The sequence below is a fragment of the Pseudarthrobacter sp. L1SW genome, from assembly GCF_020809045.1.
Lineage (GTDB): Bacteria > Actinomycetota > Actinomycetes > Actinomycetales > Micrococcaceae > Arthrobacter.
The window spans coordinates 2,382,313-2,398,690 of the sequence record NZ_CP078079.1; the positions used below are offsets into that span (position 1 = coordinate 2,382,313).

A 16,378-nucleotide genomic window follows, 5' to 3' on the forward strand; every position below is an offset into this window, starting at 1 on the left:
CCGGCCTGAGTGCGCCACCAATGCGCGCAAAGAGAGGTTGGACGTGGCTGCAGGAGAAGATACCTCCCATATCCTCAGCGGGTTGACTAACCAGCTGCCTGATCGTGATCCGGAAGAGACTGCCGAGTGGGTTGAGTCCCTGGATTCATTGATCAAGGAACAGGGCACCGAGCGTGCCCAATTCATCATGCGGAGCCTGCTGCAGCGCGCCGGCGCGCAAAGCGTCGGGGTGCCGATGGTGACCACCACCGATTACGTGAACACAATCCCGGTGGACCAGGAAGCCGAATTCCCCGGCAACGAGGAGTACGAGCGCCGCTACCGGGCCTACATGCGCTGGAATGCAGCGGTGATGGTCCATCGTGCCCAGCGGGCGAACATCGGGGTGGGCGGACACATCTCCACCTACGCCGGCGCCGCCACCCTGTACGAGGTTGGGTTCAACCACTTCTTCCGCGGCAAGGACCACCCCGGCGGCGGGGACCAGGTCTTTTTCCAGGGCCACGCCTCACCCGGTATGTACGCCCGCGCGTACATGGAAGGCCGGCTGTCCGAGGAGGACCTGGACGGGTTCCGGCAGGAGAAGTCCCGCGAGGGCCACGCCCTGTCCTCCTACCCGCACCCGCGCCTGATGCCGCACTTCTGGGAGTTCCCCACTGTGTCCATGGGCATCGGGCCGATGAACGCGATCTACCAGGCGCAGTCCAACCGGTACCTGCACAACCGCGGCCTGAAGGACACGTCGGACCAGCAGGTCTGGGCATTCCTCGGCGACGGCGAGATGGACGAGCCCGAGTCCCGCGGCCTGCTCCAGCTCGCCGCGAACGAGAACCTGGACAACCTCAACTTCGTGATCAACTGCAACCTCCAGCGCCTGGACGGACCGGTCCGAGGCAACGGCAAGATCATGCAGGAACTTGAAGCGTTCTTCCGCGGTGCCGGCTGGAACGTCATCAAGGTCGTCTGGGGCCGCGAATGGGATGACCTCCTCACCAAGGACACCGACGGGTCGCTGGTGAAGATCATGAACGAGACCCCGGACGGCGACTACCAGACCTACAAGGCCGAATCCGGCGGGTTCGTCCGCGAACACTTCTTCGGCAAGACCCCGCAGACAAAGGACATGGTCGCGGACCTTACCGATGACCAGATCTGGAACCTGAAGCGCGGTGGCCACGACTACCGCAAGGTCTACGCCGCGTACAAGGCAGCCACCGAATTCAAGGGCAAGCCCACCGTCATCCTGGCCAAGACCGTCAAGGGCTACGGGCTCGGACCGCACTTCGAGGGCCGCAACGCGACCCACCAGATGAAGAAACTCACCCTGGACGACCTGAAGAAGTTCCGCGACCACCTGCGGATCCCCATCACGGACGAACAGCTCGAAAAAGACCTGTACCAGCCGCCGTATTACCACCCCGGCAACGACGCTCCTGAAATCAAGTACATGATGGAACGCCGCGCCGCCCTGGGCGGCTCGGTCCCGGAGCGCCGGTCAAAGCACCAGGCGATCGAGTTGCCGGACGCGAAGTCCTACGAGGTGGCCAAGCGCGGCTCGGGCAAGCAGCAGGCCGCCACCACCATGGCCTTCGTGCGCCTGCTCAAGGACCTGATGCGGGATAAGAACTTCGGCAAGCACATCGCCCCGATCATCCCCGACGAGGCACGCACCTTCGGGATGGACGCGTTCTTCCCGACGGCGAAGATCTACAACCCCAAGGGCCAGAACTACCTCTCCGTGGACCGGGACCTCGTCCTGGCCTACAAGGAATCGCCCGCGGGCCAGCTGATCCACCCCGGCATCAACGAAGCCGGTGCCGTGGCGGCGTTCACCGCGGCCGGCACCGCGTACGCCACACACGGCGTGCCCCTGGTCCCGGTCTACGTGTTCTACTCCATGTTCGGCTTCCAGCGCACCGGCGACGCCTTCTGGGCCGCAGCAGACCAAATGACCCGCGGCTTCATTATCGGCGCCACGGCAGGGCGGACCACGCTCACCGGCGAAGGCCTCCAGCACGCCGACGGCCACTCCCCCCTGCTCGCGTCCACCAACCCGGCAGTGGTCACCTACGACCCCGCCTACGGCTACGAAATGGGCCACATCATCCGGGACGGCCTTGAGCGCATGTACGGGCCTGATTCGGAGGACCGGAACCTCATGTACTACCTCACGGTCTACAATGAGCCGATTATCCAGCCTGCAGAGCCCGAGGAGCTGGACGTCGAAGGCGTCATCAAGGGCATCTACCTGCTTGCCCCGGCAAAGATCGACGGTCCCCGGACCCAGATCCTCGCCTCGGGCGTGTCCGTGCCGTGGGCCATCGAGGCGCAGCGGATCCTGGCGGAAGACTGGTCGGTCTCGGCTGACGTCTGGTCCGTCACGTCCTGGAACGAGCTGCGCCGCGACGGCCTCGCCGCGGAAGAGGAAGCCTTCCTCAACCCCGGCGAACCCGCCCGCGTCCCCTTCGTGACCCAGCAGCTCGAGGGAGCCACCGGCCCCGTCGTCGCCGTCAGCGACTACATGAAAGCCGTCCCTGACCAGATCCGGCAATTCGTCCCCAACGAATTCGCCACCCTTGGTGCCGACGGCTTCGGGTTCTCAGACACCCGCGCCGCAGCCCGCCGCTTCTTCAAGAACGACACCCACTCGATCGTGGTGCGTTCGCTGGAGATGCTCGCGCGCCGCGGTGAGGTGGATTCCCAGGCTCCGATCAAGGCGATTGAGAAGTACAGGCTTCACAACGTCAATGCCGGCACCACCGGCAACGCCGGCGGCGAGGCCTAGCTCCTCACCCCAGCAGAACCGCGACGGCGGCTCCCTCCGAAAGGCGGGGGCCGCCGTCGTCCGTTTCGGCCATGGTGTTGTGTGACGCAGGGCAATGCGGATTGTAGCCTTTGCACAAATGGAGGTTGTGGGGCGCTGCCCGTATGCTCAAAGAATGCCAGCACCTGCCTCCCCGTCCGCCAAGCGCAAACCGTCCACGCCCAGGGTCACGCCGGAGAAGTCCGAAACCCTGAAGAAGCTGCGGGCAAACGTTGGCCAGCTTTCCACCACCACCATGCGCGAGCTGGAAAAGTCGCTGCCCTGGTACAGCCGGCTCAGCTCGGACGAACGCTCGGCGCTCGGCATGGTGGCCCAGAACGGCATCGCCGCCTTTGTCACCTGGTATGAGCGGCCAAGCTCGCCATCGTGGATCCTGACGGACGTCTTCGGAACCGCGCCCACCGAACTGACCCGGTCCATCAGCCTGCAGAAGGCGCTGCAACTGATCCGGATCGTCGTCGAGGTGGTGGAGGACCAGGTTCCGGTGATTGCGCCGGAAGCCGACCAGCCGGCATTGCGCGAAGCCGTGCTGAGGTACTCGCGGGAAGTCGCTTTCGCCGCCGCCGACGTCTACGCCCGCGCCGCCGAATCCCGCGGTTCCTGGGACACCCGGCTCGAAGCCCTGATCGTCGATGCCATCCTTCGCGGGGAGAACACGGACGCCCTGCGTTCCAGGATCGCGGCACTGGGTTGGAAGGCCCAGGAACGGTTCACTGTCATGGTGGGCAATTCACCGTCGGAGCCCAGCGCCAGCTACGTCAGTGAACTGCGCCGGATGGCCGGCCGTTATGCGGAGGACGCGCTGGTGGGCATCCAGGGCGACCGGCTCATCCTCATCCTGGGCGGCGTCCAGGACCGGGAGACCGCCTATGTGAAGCTCAGTGAAATGTTTGCGCCCGGGCCGGTGGTGTACGGCCCTGAAGCCGGTTCCCTGCTCGAGGCCAGCGGCTCGGCCCAGTCGGCGTTCGCCGGGCTGACAGCGGCCAGGGCGTGGCCCTCCGCGCCGCGCCCGGTCGCGGCCGACGACCTGCTCCCGGAGCGGGTCATCTCCGGGGACGACGCCGCGCGCCGTTCCCTGGTCAAGAACATCTACCGCCCGTTGCTGGCGGCGTCCAACGGCCTGGTGGAGACCTTGGGAACCTACCTGGAACTGGGCCATTCGCTGGAGGCCACGGCCCGGGAACTCTTCGTCCATGCCAACACCGTCAGGTACCGCCTCAAGCGTGTTTGTGATGTTACCGGCTGGGATCCGCTCCTCCCCAGGGAAGCCTTTGTCCTGCAGGCTGCGCTCGTAGTGGGCCGTCTTTCGGCGCCGCCGAAAGCTGCCGCCGAGCGCCTGCCGTCCCGGAATCAGCCCTAAGTCGTTGTAGACTTCCTACAACCTGACCCCGTGAGCTTGGTGCGGACAAACACCGCTGGATCACACAGTAATTTGGAAAGCTGGATACGTGCTTGCAATAGTCTGCCCTGGACAGGGCTCACAGACCCCGGGTTTTCTGGCCCCTTGGCTGGAACTGCCCTCGGTGGCAGGCCACCTGGCCTCCTTGAGCGAGATCGCAGGCATTGACCTGACCGCCCACGGGACCACCTCGGATGAAGAAACCATCAAGGACACTGCGGTGGCGCAGCCCCTGATTGTCGCGGCCGGCCTTGTTGCCGCCGCTTCCCTGTTCGACGTCGAGCTCAGCTCCCTTCCGGTCATCCTCGCCGGCCACTCCGTTGGTGAAATCACCGCCTCCGCCCTCGCCGGAGTGCTCACGGAGCAGGAAGCCATGACCTTCGTGCGGGAACGTGCCAACAGCATGGCAGCGGCCGCGTCCGTCACTCCCACAGGCATGAGCGCCGTGGTGGGCGGCGACCCCGCCGAGGTCCTTGCGGCCATTACTGCCGCAGGCGCCACCCCCGCCAACGTCAACGGGGCAGGCCAGACAGTTGCCGCCGGCACGTTTGAACAGTTGAAGGCCCTTGCCGAGAACCCGCCCGCGAAGGCCCGGGTCATTCCCCTGAAGGTAGCCGGCGCGTTCCACACCAGCCACATGGCGCCCGCGGTCAGCGCCCTCAAGGCGCTGCAGCCGCAGCTGAAGCCGCAGGCACCGAAGGTGCCGCTGCTGTCCAATTTCGACGGCGGCGAAGTCACCGACGGCGGTGCCGCCGTCGACAGCCTTATTGCCCAGGTTTCCCGCCCGGTCCGCTGGGACCGCTGCATGGAAACGATGGTTGGGCGCGGCGTCACCGGAGTGATTGAACTTGCCCCCGCGGGCACCCTGGCCGGCCTCGCCAAGCGGGGGATGCCCGGCGTCAAGACCGTAGCCGTCAAGACCCCCGATGACCTTTCCGCCGCCCTGGCGCTCTTCGCAGAACTGGAGGGAGACGCATGAGCGTTCCCACGCTGAAGCAGGCTCCCATCCAGGAGCACACCCGCATCCTTGGACTGGGCGCCTACCGGCCCGACGTCATCGTCACCAACGAGGACGTCTGCCAGTGGATCGATTCCTCCGACGAGTGGATCCGCCAGCGGACCGGCATCGTGACGCGCCACCGTGCTCCCGCGGACGTCAGCGTCATCGACATGGCGGAGGGGGCCGCGCGCGAGGCCATGGAAAAGGCCGGCATCGAGCCTTCCCAGCTCGGCGCCGTCATCGTGTCCACGGTGACGCACCCGTATGCCACCCCTTCTGCCGCGGCCAGCCTGGCTGACCGCCTCGGCGCGACCCCGGCTCCTGCCTTCGACATTTCAGCTGCCTGTGCAGGCTACTGCTACGGGATCGCCCAGGGTGACGCCCTGGTCCGCTCCGGCGCCGCCAAGTACGTCCTGGTGGTGGGAGCGGAAAAGCTTTCCGATGTCATCGACAACAGGGAACGCACCATCTCGTTCCTGCTGGGCGACGGAGCGGGCGCCGTCGTCATCGGCCCCTCGGACACCCCCGGAATCGCCCCCTCTGTCTGGGGATCGGACGGCAGCAAGTGGGACGCGATCGGCATGACGCGCTCCATGCTGGATGTCAGGGACCTTGGCATGGCCGCCCGGCAGTCCGATTCCACCGGCGACCTCGCCCTCCTCGAAGAGGCGCAGGAGCTGTACCCCACCCTCCGGCAGGACGGCCAGACCGTCTTCCGCTGGGCGGTCTGGGAAATGGCCAAGGTTGCCCAGCAGGCCCTCGATGCCGCAGGCATCCAGGCGGAGGACCTGGTGGCCTTCATTCCCCACCAGGCGAACATGCGCATCATCGACGAGATGGTGAAGAAGCTGAAGCTGCCGGAGGGCGTTACAGTGGCACGGGACATCGCTGACGCAGGCAACACCTCGGCAGCATCCATCCCGCTCGCCACGCACCGCCTGCTGCAGGAAAACCCGGAGCTAAGCGGCGGACTGGCCCTGCAGATCGGTTTCGGCGCGGGGCTGGTCTTCGGCGCCCAGGTAGTCGTCCTTCCCTAGGAACACCCCGAGCAACGCCCCCATCGGGCCGCATCCGCGGCCCGGACCATTTCCGGCAGCACCTGCCGGCAATACAAGAAAAGGAGCCATCAATGGCTAGCAACGAAGAGATCCTGGCCGGCTTGGCTGAAATCGTCAACGAGGAAACCGGCCTGGCCCCCGAGGCCGTGGAGCTGGACAAGTCCTTCACCGAGGACCTGGACATCGACTCCATCTCCATGATGACCATTGTGGTCAACGCCGAGGAAAAGTTCGGCGTCCGCATCCCCGACGAAGAGGTCAAGAACCTCAAGACCGTCGGCGACGCCGTCAGCTTCATCGCCGGAGCGCAGGCCTAGCCAAGGCTTCCGCCGTTACGGCATGGCAGGGCTGCCGGTCCGGATGACCGGACCGGCAGCCCGCCGCATTTTTCCGGCACCTTCCACTCGTTGGACCGTGGCCGATCATCAAAACGCGGGACCTCCGGAAGACGGGTTCCCCACCGACGAAAGAGTGATCCCATGACACGCAAAGTAGTCATTACCGGTCTGGGTGCCACAACGCCCATCGGCGGCGATGTACCCACGATGTGGAACAACGCGCTCAAGGGGGTCTCCGGTGCCCGCACCCTGGAGGACGACTGGGTGGCCAAGTACGAGCTGCCCGTCCACTTCGCTGCGCGCTGCAGCACCCCTGCCCTGGACGTGCTCAGCCGTGTAGAAGCCAAGCGCATGGACCCCTCCACCCAGTTCGGCGTTATTGCCGCCCGTGAGGCCTGGGCCGATTCCGGCATCACCGACTTCGACAAGGACCGCCTCGCTGTTGCCTTCGCCACCGGCATCGGCGGCGTGTGGACCCTGCTGGACGCTTGGGACACGCTCAAGGAAAAGGGCCCCCGCCGGGTCCTGCCCATGACCGTTCCCATGCTGATGCCCAACGGCGTCGCCGCTGCCGTCAGCCTGGACCTGGGTGCCCGCGCGGGCGCCCACACTCCCGTCTCGGCCTGCGCCTCGGGCACCGAAGCACTGCACCTGGGACTGGACCTGATCCGCTCCGGCAAGGCCGATGTGGTGATGTGCGGCGGCGCCGAAGCTGCCATCCACCCGATGCCCCTGGCGGCTTTCGCATCCATGCAGGCACTTTCCCGCCGGAACGACGATCCCCAGGGGGCTTCACGCCCCTACGACACCGCCCGCGACGGCTTTGTCATGGGCGAGGGTGCAGGCGCCCTGGTCCTGGAAGCCGAGGAACACGCGCTGGCACGCGGTGCCCGCATCTACGGCGAACTGGCCGGAACGTCGGTCACCGCCGACGCGTACCACATCACGGCTCCCGACCCCGCGGGCCTGGGCGCAACACGCGCGCTGAAAGCTGCCATGTTCGACGGCAGGATCCAGCCTGAGGATGTCGTGCATGTCAATGCGCACGCCACCTCCACGCCGGTGGGCGACAAGCCTGAATACACCGCCCTGCGCGCCGCCCTCGGCGCCCACGTGGACAATGTGGCGGTCTCCGCCACGAAGTCACAGATGGGGCACCTCCTGGGCGCCTCCGGTGCGGTCGAAGCCGTTCTCACGGTGCTCGCCGTGTACGACCGGAAAGCACCCGTCACCATCAACCTCGAAAACCAGGACCCGGAAATCCCGCTGGACGTCGTCACGTCCGCCCGGGACCTGCCGGCCGGCAACATCGTGGCGCTGAGCAACTCGTTCGGCTTCGGCGGCCACAACGCCGTGATTGCGGTCCGCAGCGTCTGACGCCGATCCCGCTGACAAGAGGAGGCCCCGCCGGTTGGCGGGGCCTCCTCTTTGCTATGGAAAAACGAAGCTATGGAAAAACGAGAGGTCGACGGCGGTCAGCCCACCTGGTGGAGCCAGCGTACGGGAGCGCCCTCGGCAGCGTGCCGGAACGGTTCGAGTTCCTCATCCCACGCTTCGCCCAGGGCAAGGGAGAGTTCGTGGTAGACGGCGGCGGGGTCACCGGCACCGGACTCGTAGGCGTAGCGGATCCTGTCCTCTGACACCATGATGTTGCCGTGGACGTCCGTGACGGCGTGGAAGATCCCAAGCTCAGGGGTGTGCGACCACCGCCCGCCATCCACACCCTGGCTCGGCTCCTCCGTGACCTCATACCGAAGGTGCGCCCAACCACGCAGGGAGGACGCGAGCTTGGAACCCGTGCCGGGGGCGCCAGTCCAGGACAGCTCCGCACGGAACATTCCAGGCGCGGCCGGCTGAGGGGTCCACTCAAGATCCGTCCGCTTGTCCACGACGGATCCGATGGCCCACTCAACATGAGGGCACAAGGCCGTAGGGGCCGAGTGAACAAACAGCACACCGCGGGTCATTGCAACAGACATTCCATCCTCCATAGCTATAGGTACGTCTTCCCCAACGACCTCTGCCTGGATGGAACTGCTGGTGCCTGCACTGCGGCGGCGGTTCCTGCCTTCCTATTCAGATGTATCAGATAAAGCTGTGTCCGGACTTGCCGTGACGCGGGAAGCCGCAAGCTTCACGCAGGACTTGAAAGTTACCGGACGTGGTTCTCATTGTGCCGTACCCCACGAAATTACGCCAGTGCGATTCATGGCGCCGTGGCTTATGCCCTGGGGTGGGCCTGCTGGTAACTCTGCCGCAGCCGGTCCACCGAGACATGGGTGTAGATCTGGGTGGTGGCCAGGCTGCTGTGGCCGAGGATTTCCTGTACCGCGCGGAGATCGGCCCCTCCGTCCAGCAGGTGCGTTGCCGCGGAATGCCGCAGGGCGTGGGGCCCGGATGCCGAGGTATCGCCAAGCCCCGCGAAGAGGCTGTGGACCATGGCCCGGACTTGACGCTGGTCCACCCTGCCCCCGCGGGTGCCCAGGAAGAGGGCCGGCCCGCTGCCGGCCCTTGCGAGCAGGGGCCTGCCGCGCCGCAGCCAGTCGTCCACCGCCAGGGCTGCGGGAACGCCATAGGGAACCGTGCGTTCCTTGTTGCCTTTACCGATGACGCGCAGGGTGCGGCGGTCAAAGTCCACGTCATCGATATCCAAGCCGGCCAGTTCGCCCACGCGGACACCGGTAGCGTAAAGCAGTTCCACGATGGCACGGTTCCGCAGGGGCAGCGGCGCGCCCTCGGCCGCCCCTTCCTCCAGGGTGGCGAGCAGCCGGGCCACCTGCGCGGCCTGCAGCACGCCGGGCAACGACTGTTCCCGTTTGGGGGCCTTGAGACGCAGGGCAGGATCCGCAACGATGAGTTCCTCCGCCAGGGCCCAGGCAGTGAAGACCCTTACGGAGGCGGACCGCCGGGCGAGGGTTGATCGTGCGGCACCAGCCTGGCTTTGGTTCCCCAGCCAGCGGCGTAGGGTGCCAAGTTGCAGGTCCCCAAGGCGGTCAGCGCCTTCCGCCGAGGCGTGGGCAAGGAGGCTCCGGACGTCACCCAGGTACCCCCGGAGTGTGTGTGGAGAAACGGCGCGCTCGGCGGACAGATACCGTGCGAAAGCCTCAAGCGCCCGGCCAAGCTCTACGGGCAGTTCCTCGTTTTCCACCCCCCTACTGTCTCAGGTCCGGTGCCCGAAGCAGCGGTGACACGCGATCCTGCCTTGGGCCCTCATTCCCACCAACGGCGGGACGGAGACAATGTACATCACGTGGTTGCCTTACCGCGTTTCCAGCCGCCCCGCTCCGAGACCGCCAGTCCCAGTAAGCCCAACCGGCCTAGGCCGGCCCGGACCGATTCCTGGCTTAGGCCCGCGACTACGGCGAGTTTCTCAACCGACGTGGTGGAGCGCAACGGCAGGGCGTCCAGGAGAATCAGGTCCTCCAGGGTCAGGCCGTCCTGCACGGCCGCCTGACCCTGGTGCGCGTCCGGAAGGGCGGAGCCGCTGGGGCCCGCCAGTTCGGCAACCTCGGCGGCGTCCGTCACGCACACGGCTCCTCCATCCCGAAGAAGACGGTGGCAGCCCGCCGAGTTGGCGCTGTGCACGGAGCCGGGGACAGCGCCAACAGCGCGGCCAAGGGTCTCGGCGTGGTGTGCGGTGTTCAGTGCCCCGGACCGCCACCTTGCCTCCACTACAACGGTCACGGCGGACAGGGCGGCGATAATGCGGTTGCGCTGGAGGAACCTGTAGCGGGTGGGGGCGGACCCCGGGGGAACCTCGGCGAGCACTGCGCCCTGGTTGCACACGGCCCGCAGGAGGTCCTCGTTTCCCGAAGGGTAGAACCGGTCAACTCCCCCGGCCATCACTGCGACGGTCGGCATGGCATCCGAAGCTCCAGCGAGGGCTGCCCGGTGGGCGTGTGCGTCAATGCCGTAGGCGCCGCCGGACACCACGGTGAATCCGCGCTGCGCGAGGGAGTAGGCGATATCACCCGTGACGGAGGCTCCATAGCTGGTGCTGTCCCTGGACCCGACGAGGGCAATGGCTTTGGACACTCCGGGAAGCCGCTGTTCCTGGCCCCGCCACCAGAGGCAGATCGGCTCCTGGATCCCGAGGTCACCCAGCTGAACTGGCCATAATTCATCCGACGGAATGATCAGGCGCCCACCCAGCCGCGCTATGGTTGCGAGGTCCCGTTCCGGGGCGAGATCGGGTATGCGGGGCTGCCAGCGCCTGAGCGACGCGGCCATCCCGGCCCAGCCTGTGGCCAGCCCGCTGTCCGCGAGCAGCCCGGTAATCTCTTGCTCCAGATCCGGCCCTGCCGCCACCTCGCCGGTAGCGATGCGCAGTGCGTCCACTGCCCCGGCAACGTGCACCAGGGCCAGGCCCGCGGCGTCCTGCGGCTCCATCAGTCGCGAGAGGGCGGCGCGGGAACGCCGTTCGCTGTCCCTGGCGGCCGCGTTCATGCCACGGCCGCCGCTGCCTGCCGGAGGCCCAGCGCCTGCCCGATGTCGTTGGTGTCCGGTTGGTCCCGGTGCCCGAGGTCGGCCAGCGTCCACGCCAGCCGGAGCACCCGGTCGTAGCCGCGGGCTGTAAGGACGCCACGTTCAAGGGAGTGGTCAAGGATCCGGGTGACGCCTGCCTGCAGTCTAAGCTCGCCTCTCAGGACGCGGCCTGGAACCTGCGCATTGGTTTCCAGGCCATAGGGCGCCAGCCGTTCCAGTTGCCGCGCCCTGGCGCCGCGCACCCGCCGTGCCACCGTGGCGGTGTCCTCCTCCGCCCCGGCCTGTCCAAAGTCGGCCAGGGAGACCCGTTCCACCTGCAGCTGGATGTCCACCCGGTCCAGCAGCGGACCGGACATCCTGGCGAGATACCGCCGCCGCATCATGGGTGTGCAGGTGCAGTCCAGTCCCTTTCCGGATGCCTTGCCGCAGGGGCAGGGATTAGCCGCGAGGACCAGCTGGAAGCGGGCGGGATAAGCGGCGGTTCCTGCTGACCGGTGGATCACCAGCTCGCCGCTTTCCAGCGGTTGGCGCAGCGCATCCAGCACCCGGCGCTCGTACTCCGGCGCCTCGTCCAGGAACAGGACGCCACGATGTGCCCGGGATGCCGCCCCCGGCCGGGGAAGCCCTGAGCCGCCGCCGATGATGGCTGCCGCGGTTGCCGAATGGTGCGGGCTTTCGAACGGCGGCCGGCGGAGCAGCTGCACCGAGGAGGACGGCAGCCCGCACAGCGAATGGATGGCTGTCACCTCCATGGACTCATGGTCCCCAAGGTCCGGCAACAAGCCGGGAAGGCGTTCTGCCAGCATGGTTTTGCCGGCGCCCGGCGGTCCTGTCAGGAGAAGATGGTGCGCCCCTGCGGCCGCCACTTCCAGCGCCCGCCGGGCATCACCCTGGCCGGATACGTCGGCCATGTCCGGATATACCCCCGACTCGCCGACTGCTTCGCCGGTGGAGTCCGCGTCCTCGGGTTCGAAATCCAGCGCGAGCTCCTGGGGGTCCGCGCCGAAGTCCAGCGCCAGCCTGGCCAGCGTGCTGTACCCCCGCACCCTGGCGTCCGGCACCAAGGCAGCCTCCGCGAAGTTCGCCTGCGCCACGACGATGTCCGGATACCCGGCCTGCACCGAGGCCATCACGGCCGGGAGTATCCCCCGGACCGGACGCAGCCTGCCGTCGAGCCCAAGCTCTGCAATAAACACTGTCCGACCGGTGGGTTTGATGTCGTTGGCGGCGCGGAGCACGGCCATGGTGACGGCCAGGTCGAAACCCGAACCGCGTTTGGGCAGCGAGGCGGGAATAAGGTTGGCGGTGATTTTCCTGCGGCTCAGGGGAATCCCGGAGTTCTTCGCCGCGGACCGGATGCGCTCCTTCGCCTCGTTGAGGGAAGCGTCCGGCAGGCCCAGGAGAATGAAGGCCGGGAGGGTTTGGCCGATGTCCGCCTCAACCTCCACCATGTATCCGTTCAGCCCCACCAGGGCAATGGAGTAGGTGCGGCCCAGCGGCATTTAGCCCACCCCCTTGAGGTGTTCCACCACGGGTGTCCCGCCGCCGTCGTCTAGCACCGCGATGACATCAACGCGCCGCAGCGGCATCCGCAGCTCCCGGTCCCGGCACCAGGCGGCTCCAAGCCGGTGGAGCCGCGCAAGTTTTTCCGGGCCTACAGCTTCGAAAGGATGGCCGTAGTCGAGAGTGCGGCGGGTCTTCACTTCGGCGATGACCAGGGCGTCGCCGTCGAGGGCAACGATGTCTATTTCGCCTTCGGTACAGCGCCAGTTACGCTCAACCACCAGCATGCCCAGGGTTTCAAGATAGCCGGCGGCGACGTCCTCGCCGTGTCGGCCCAACAGGTCTTTCGATTTCATTTCTACCTCCGCAACCAGCCTGTGATGGCTGGGGCCCGGAGGACAGGAAGATTACCGCCTATGTGGATTAAGCCCGGTCAGCTCCCCCTGTGCAGGAGGAGTCGGCGGGGAGGAAGGCGGCCGGCGGAAAGGCCCTAGTTGCCCAGGTCGACGTCCTTGGGCAGGGCGAGTTCCTCGCTGCGCGGCAGTTCTTCGACGTTGACGTCCTTGAACGTGAGGACCCGGACGCTCTTGACGAACCTGGCCGAGCGGTAGACGTCCCACACCCACGCGTCCTGCAGGGTGAGGTCGAAGTAGACCTCGCCGTCGGCGCTTCGCGCCTGGAGGTCAACATGATTGGCCAGGTAGAAGCGGCGTTCGGTTTCGACCACATAGCTGAACAATCCGACCACGTCCCGGTATTCACGGTAGAGCTGGAGCTCCATGTCGGTTTCGTAGTTTTCAAGATCCTCAGCACTCATGCTTCCATCTTGCACCATCACCGGGGCCGCTGGCGCCCGCACCGGAGCACTCAGGCGTCGGCCGGAACTTCCCCGTCCGGATTTTCGCAGTCCGGAACTTCACCGTCCGCATCTTCGCGGTCCGGCAGCCCGGCGTCGAGCAGGTCCCCGCCAAGCAGCCGCCAGCTGACCCGGTGGTAGGGCGTGGGTCCGGCGGCGCGGAGGACGTCGCGGTGCAGGACCGTGGCGTAGCCCTTGTTGATGTCCCAGCCAAAGTCCGGGAACTGGGAGTGCAGTTCACGCATCTTCCGGTCCCGTTCAACTTTGGCGATGACGCTTGCGGCAGCGACGCTCAAGCACTGCATGTCCGCTTTGACCTTGGTATGCACGGGGGCGTCACAGCTGACCTCGAAAACGGGTTCGTCGAACAACGACAGTTGCTCGGCGGGGGAAAGCCAGTTGTGGCTGCCATCCAGGAGCACGGCCTCGGGACGGACGCCTGCCTCGAGGATGTCCCGCCAGGCCCGTGTTCCGGCGAGGCGCAGCGCGGCAATGATGCCGATCGAGTCGATTTCCTGGGCGGAGGCATGGCCCACCGCCGATGCCACGCTCCAGCGGCGCACCAGCGGTTCAAGCCGCTCCCGTTCCGCCGGGCTCAGGAGCTTGCTGTCCCGCACGCCGGCCAGGGGCTTCTGGCGTTCCAGGTCCACCACGGCAATACCCACGCTCACCGGTCCGGCAAGCGCGCCACGCCCTACCTCATCCACCCCTGCCAGGTACCGGATCCCCTCGGCCTTGAAGGTCCGCTCGTGCCTCAACGTAGGAGCCTTTGCGCGGGCAGGCACTTTGGTGGAACCCGTCCTGGGCTTGACTGCCGTGGTCATGGTCAGGGCGCCGCCGGCACGTTCCGGAACACGTCCGGGTAGTTGCCAAGGGTGGTGATGCGGTTCAGCGGCCAGGCAATGACCGCCGCCTTGCCTTCGAGGTCGTCGAGGTCGATGAACCCGCCGTCGGAATCCATGTGGGCACGTGAGTCGGCGGAGTGGTTCCGGTTGTCACCCATCACCCACACCTTCCCTTCGGGGACCACTACATCGAAGTTGCGGATCTGCGGCACCTCGGCGGGGTTGACGTAGCTTTCGTCGATTGCCGTCCCGTTGATGGTCAGTTTACCGCCGGCATCGCAGCACACCACGTGGTCCCCCGGCAGTCCGATGACCCTTTTGACCAGGTGTTGTTCAGAGTTGTCCGGCAGCAGGCCAACGAATGTCAGTCCGTCCTGGACCCAGGTGAAGGGCCCCTGCTCTTTTTCCGGCGCGGCCGGCAGCCAGCCCTTGGTGTCCCGGAAAACCACCACGTCGCCGCGGGTCAGCGCGAACGGTTCAGGTACCAGGAGGTTGACGAAAATGCGGTCGTCAACGTCCAGGGTATTGACCATGGACTCGGAGGGGATAAAGAACGCCCGGAACAGGAACGTTTTGATAAGGAAGGACAGCACGACGGCGATCACCACCACCGTGGCGACTTCCTTCAGCCACGCAAGGACCGGGCTGCCCGCGGATTTCCCGGCTGCCCTGGCGGCAGAGCGGCTGTCCGCGGCAGCGGGAGCAGGCGCCTCAGGATCCTGGGCGGCCGTCACCGGAGCCGCGTCGGAGGGTGTAACCGAGGCCCCCTCCTGACGTGGTTCAGGAATCCGCGCGTGGTTCTCGGGCATCTACTGTCCGTTCTCTGTTGTTGGTCCTGCCGCAGGCGGACGTGGTAATGATGCAAATCTATCAAGCGGCCAGATGATCTGGACCGGCCTGCCGATAACCCTGTCCACCGGGACCATGCCGCCGCCAGGAGCACCTAGCAGGCTTCGGGAATCGGCGGACAGGGACCGGTGATCACCCATCAGCCACAGCCGCCCGTCCGGGACCACTACGCTGAACTTCTGCGTACTGGGGGCGTCGCCGCTGAAAACGTACGGCTCCTCCAAGGGCTCCCCGTTCACAGTAACCCTTCCTCCGGCGTCGCAGCAGGCCACCGAATCCCCCGCCACGCCGATGACCCTTTTGACGTAGGTTGTGTCGCTCCCAGTAAGGCCGAGCCATTGGGTAATGGCAGCCGCCGCCTCCAGGAAAGGGCCGTTTCCGCTCTTGAGCGGAGCGAAGGTGCCCCGCCCGTCAAAGACGACGATGTCCCCGCGCCGGATCGGTTCATCCCGGAAGTCGGTCCGGGAAATCACGATGCGGTCCCCGCCTTCCAGTCCCGGCTCCATGGACGCGGAGGGGATGAAGTAGACATCCAGCCACAACGACCGGACCAGTCCGCTGACGGCCAAAGCCAGGAAGACGGCAAGGAACGCAAAACGCCAGCCCATTTTTCGGGGCTGGCGTTTTGTCTGGTCCATGGTCCGTATCCTGGGCGCTGGTGCTGGATGGCTCCGGCGCTGGCCGGATACGGCTGCGGCCCAGCCTTCGTAGGTCCGAAGGGACTTACTTGGCGGTGCTGAAGTCGCGCTTTTCCTTGATCTTCGCAGCCTTACCGCGCAGTGCACGCATGTAGTAAAGCTTGGCGCGGCGGACGTCACCCTTGGTAACGACCTCGATCTTTTCGATGATCGGGGAGTGAACCGGGAAGGTACGCTCCACGCCGACACCGAAGGACACCTTGCGGACGGTGAAGGTTTCGCGGACACCCTCGCCCTGGCGGCCCAGGACGAAGCCCTGGAATACCTGGACACGGGTGTTCTTGCCTTCGATGATGTTCACGTGAACCTTGAGGGTGTCACCGGCGCGGAACGCGGGAACATCGGTACGAAGCGAGGCTGCATCGACGGAATCGAGAATATGCATGATGTGCACTCCTGGTGAACGCCACAGGTCATTCACTTTGGGTCACGGCAGGCAAGCCCGGAACGCTGGTGGCGTAACCGGAGATTGCTGCCGAAAGTTAAGTGGTCCGGCCGCTTCACTGATTGACGGGGCCGGTTG

16 protein-coding genes are annotated in these 16,378 nt (G+C 66.2%); 6 read left to right on the forward strand and 10 right to left on the reverse strand.

Going from position 1 to position 16,378, the window contains the following annotated elements; all coding sequences use genetic code 11:
* The first annotated feature begins 43 nt into the window (after nucleotides 1–43).
* The 6 genes from aceE (at nucleotide 44) to KTR40_RS11015 (ending at nucleotide 7,996) form a co-directional block, all read left to right on the forward strand.
* Entirely contained in the window at nucleotides 44–2,785 is a 2,742-nt protein-coding gene (gene aceE / locus KTR40_RS10990) for a pyruvate dehydrogenase (acetyl-transferring), homodimeric type (protein WP_228403729.1), read from the forward strand.
* Between the two features lie 154 nt (nucleotides 2,786–2,939).
* Nucleotides 2,940–4,184: a CdaR family transcriptional regulator gene (locus KTR40_RS10995; RefSeq protein WP_139029522.1), complete on the forward strand. Its 1,245-nt coding sequence runs from the start codon at nucleotides 2,940–2,942 to the stop codon at nucleotides 4,182–4,184.
* Between the two features lie 88 nt (nucleotides 4,185–4,272).
* Nucleotides 4,273–5,202: an ACP S-malonyltransferase gene (locus tag KTR40_RS11000; RefSeq protein ID WP_228403731.1), complete on the forward strand. Its 930-nt coding sequence runs from the start codon at nucleotides 4,273–4,275 to the stop codon at nucleotides 5,200–5,202.
* Entirely contained in the window at nucleotides 5,199–6,260 is a 1,062-nt protein-coding gene (locus KTR40_RS11005; RefSeq protein ID WP_228403733.1) for a beta-ketoacyl-ACP synthase III, read from the forward strand. Before KTR40_RS11000 ends, KTR40_RS11005 begins: the two co-directional genes overlap by 4 nt.
* A gap of 92 nt (nucleotides 6,261–6,352) precedes the next feature.
* Complete coding sequence (locus KTR40_RS11010; protein WP_009359314.1) at nucleotides 6,353–6,598, forward strand: acyl carrier protein; 246 nt, start codon at nucleotides 6,353–6,355, stop codon at nucleotides 6,596–6,598.
* A gap of 162 nt (nucleotides 6,599–6,760) precedes the next feature.
* Complete coding sequence (locus KTR40_RS11015; protein WP_139029525.1) at nucleotides 6,761–7,996, forward strand: beta-ketoacyl synthase; 1,236 nt, start codon at nucleotides 6,761–6,763, stop codon at nucleotides 7,994–7,996.
* Nucleotides 7,997–8,094: 98 nt separating this feature from the next.
* Here the strand turns inward: KTR40_RS11015 and KTR40_RS11020 are convergent, their stop codons facing one another.
* The 10 genes from KTR40_RS11020 to rplS all read right to left on the reverse strand — a co-directional run bounded on the left by KTR40_RS11020 (nucleotide 8,095) and on the right by rplS (nucleotide 16,240).
* Complete coding sequence (locus tag KTR40_RS11020; RefSeq protein ID WP_041652118.1) at nucleotides 8,095–8,598, reverse strand: DUF3145 domain-containing protein; 504 nt, start codon at nucleotides 8,596–8,598, stop codon at nucleotides 8,095–8,097.
* A gap of 242 nt (nucleotides 8,599–8,840) precedes the next feature.
* A complete protein-coding gene (locus KTR40_RS11025; protein ID WP_228403735.1) occupies nucleotides 8,841–9,767 on the reverse strand; it encodes a tyrosine recombinase XerC in 927 nt (308 codons plus the stop codon).
* Between the two features lie 98 nt (nucleotides 9,768–9,865).
* Nucleotides 9,866–11,065 (reverse strand): DNA-processing protein DprA, encoded by a 1,200-nt coding sequence (gene dprA / locus KTR40_RS11030; RefSeq protein ID WP_228403737.1) that lies wholly within the window; start codon nucleotides 11,063–11,065, stop codon nucleotides 9,866–9,868.
* The gene (locus KTR40_RS11035; RefSeq protein WP_228403739.1) at nucleotides 11,062–12,606 is read right to left on the reverse strand and encodes a YifB family Mg chelatase-like AAA ATPase; all 1,545 of its coding nucleotides are present in this window, start codon (nucleotides 12,604–12,606) and stop codon (nucleotides 11,062–11,064) included. Before KTR40_RS11035 ends, dprA begins: the two co-directional genes overlap by 4 nt.
* Nucleotides 12,607–12,963 (reverse strand): YraN family protein, encoded by a 357-nt coding sequence (locus tag KTR40_RS11040; RefSeq protein ID WP_228403740.1) that lies wholly within the window; start codon nucleotides 12,961–12,963, stop codon nucleotides 12,607–12,609. It lies immediately after the preceding gene.
* Nucleotides 12,964–13,097: 134 nt separating this feature from the next.
* Complete coding sequence (locus tag KTR40_RS11045) at nucleotides 13,098–13,424, reverse strand: DUF2469 domain-containing protein (RefSeq protein ID WP_139029530.1); 327 nt, start codon at nucleotides 13,422–13,424, stop codon at nucleotides 13,098–13,100.
* Between the two features lie 50 nt (nucleotides 13,425–13,474).
* Nucleotides 13,475–14,287 (reverse strand): ribonuclease HII, encoded by an 813-nt coding sequence (locus KTR40_RS11050; protein ID WP_228403742.1) that lies wholly within the window; start codon nucleotides 14,285–14,287, stop codon nucleotides 13,475–13,477.
* A gap of 2 nt (nucleotides 14,288–14,289) precedes the next feature.
* Nucleotides 14,290–15,117, reverse strand: a complete 828-nt coding sequence (gene lepB / locus KTR40_RS11055; protein ID WP_139029532.1) for a signal peptidase I — start codon at nucleotides 15,115–15,117, stop codon at nucleotides 14,290–14,292.
* Nucleotides 15,118–15,795, reverse strand: coding sequence for a signal peptidase I (lepB, locus tag KTR40_RS11060; protein ID WP_228403744.1), 678 nt, complete (start codon nucleotides 15,793–15,795; stop codon nucleotides 15,118–15,120).
* Between the two features lie 85 nt (nucleotides 15,796–15,880).
* The gene (gene rplS / locus KTR40_RS11065) at nucleotides 15,881–16,240 is read right to left on the reverse strand and encodes a 50S ribosomal protein L19 (protein ID WP_050054723.1); all 360 of its coding nucleotides are present in this window, start codon (nucleotides 16,238–16,240) and stop codon (nucleotides 15,881–15,883) included.
* Between the last annotated feature and the right edge of the window lie 138 nt (nucleotides 16,241–16,378).

What these genes read in the sequence shown, in the direction of transcription:
- KTR40_RS10995 (WP_139029522.1), top strand. Translation starts at nt 2,940, where the DNA reads ATGCCAGCACCTGCCTCCCCGTCCGCCAAGCGCAAACCGTCCACGCCC.
- KTR40_RS11005 (WP_228403733.1), top strand. Translation starts at nt 5,199, where the DNA reads ATGAGCGTTCCCACGCTGAAGCAGGCTCCCATCCAGGAGCACACCCGC.
- KTR40_RS11010 (WP_009359314.1), top strand. Translation starts at nt 6,353, where the DNA reads ATGGCTAGCAACGAAGAGATCCTGGCCGGCTTGGCTGAAATCGTCAAC.
- KTR40_RS11015 (WP_139029525.1), top strand. Translation starts at nt 6,761, where the DNA reads ATGACACGCAAAGTAGTCATTACCGGTCTGGGTGCCACAACGCCCATC.
- KTR40_RS11020 (WP_041652118.1), bottom strand. Translation starts at nt 8,598, where the DNA reads ATGTCTGTTGCAATGACCCGCGGTGTGCTGTTTGTTCACTCGGCCCCT.
- dprA (WP_228403737.1), bottom strand. Translation starts at nt 11,065, where the DNA reads ATGAACGCGGCCGCCAGGGACAGCGAACGGCGTTCCCGCGCCGCCCTC.
- KTR40_RS11035 (WP_228403739.1), bottom strand. Translation starts at nt 12,606, where the DNA reads ATGCCGCTGGGCCGCACCTACTCCATTGCCCTGGTGGGGCTGAACGGA.
- KTR40_RS11040 (WP_228403740.1), bottom strand. Translation starts at nt 12,963, where the DNA reads ATGAAATCGAAAGACCTGTTGGGCCGACACGGCGAGGACGTCGCCGCC.
- KTR40_RS11045 (WP_139029530.1), bottom strand. Translation starts at nt 13,424, where the DNA reads ATGAGTGCTGAGGATCTTGAAAACTACGAAACCGACATGGAGCTCCAG.
- KTR40_RS11050 (WP_228403742.1), bottom strand. Translation starts at nt 14,287, where the DNA reads ATGACCACGGCAGTCAAGCCCAGGACGGGTTCCACCAAAGTGCCTGCC.
- lepB (WP_139029532.1), bottom strand. Translation starts at nt 15,117, where the DNA reads ATGCCCGAGAACCACGCGCGGATTCCTGAACCACGTCAGGAGGGGGCC.
- lepB (WP_228403744.1), bottom strand. Translation starts at nt 15,795, where the DNA reads ATGGACCAGACAAAACGCCAGCCCCGAAAAATGGGCTGGCGTTTTGCG.
- rplS (WP_050054723.1), bottom strand. Translation starts at nt 16,240, where the DNA reads ATGCATATTCTCGATTCCGTCGATGCAGCCTCGCTTCGTACCGATGTT.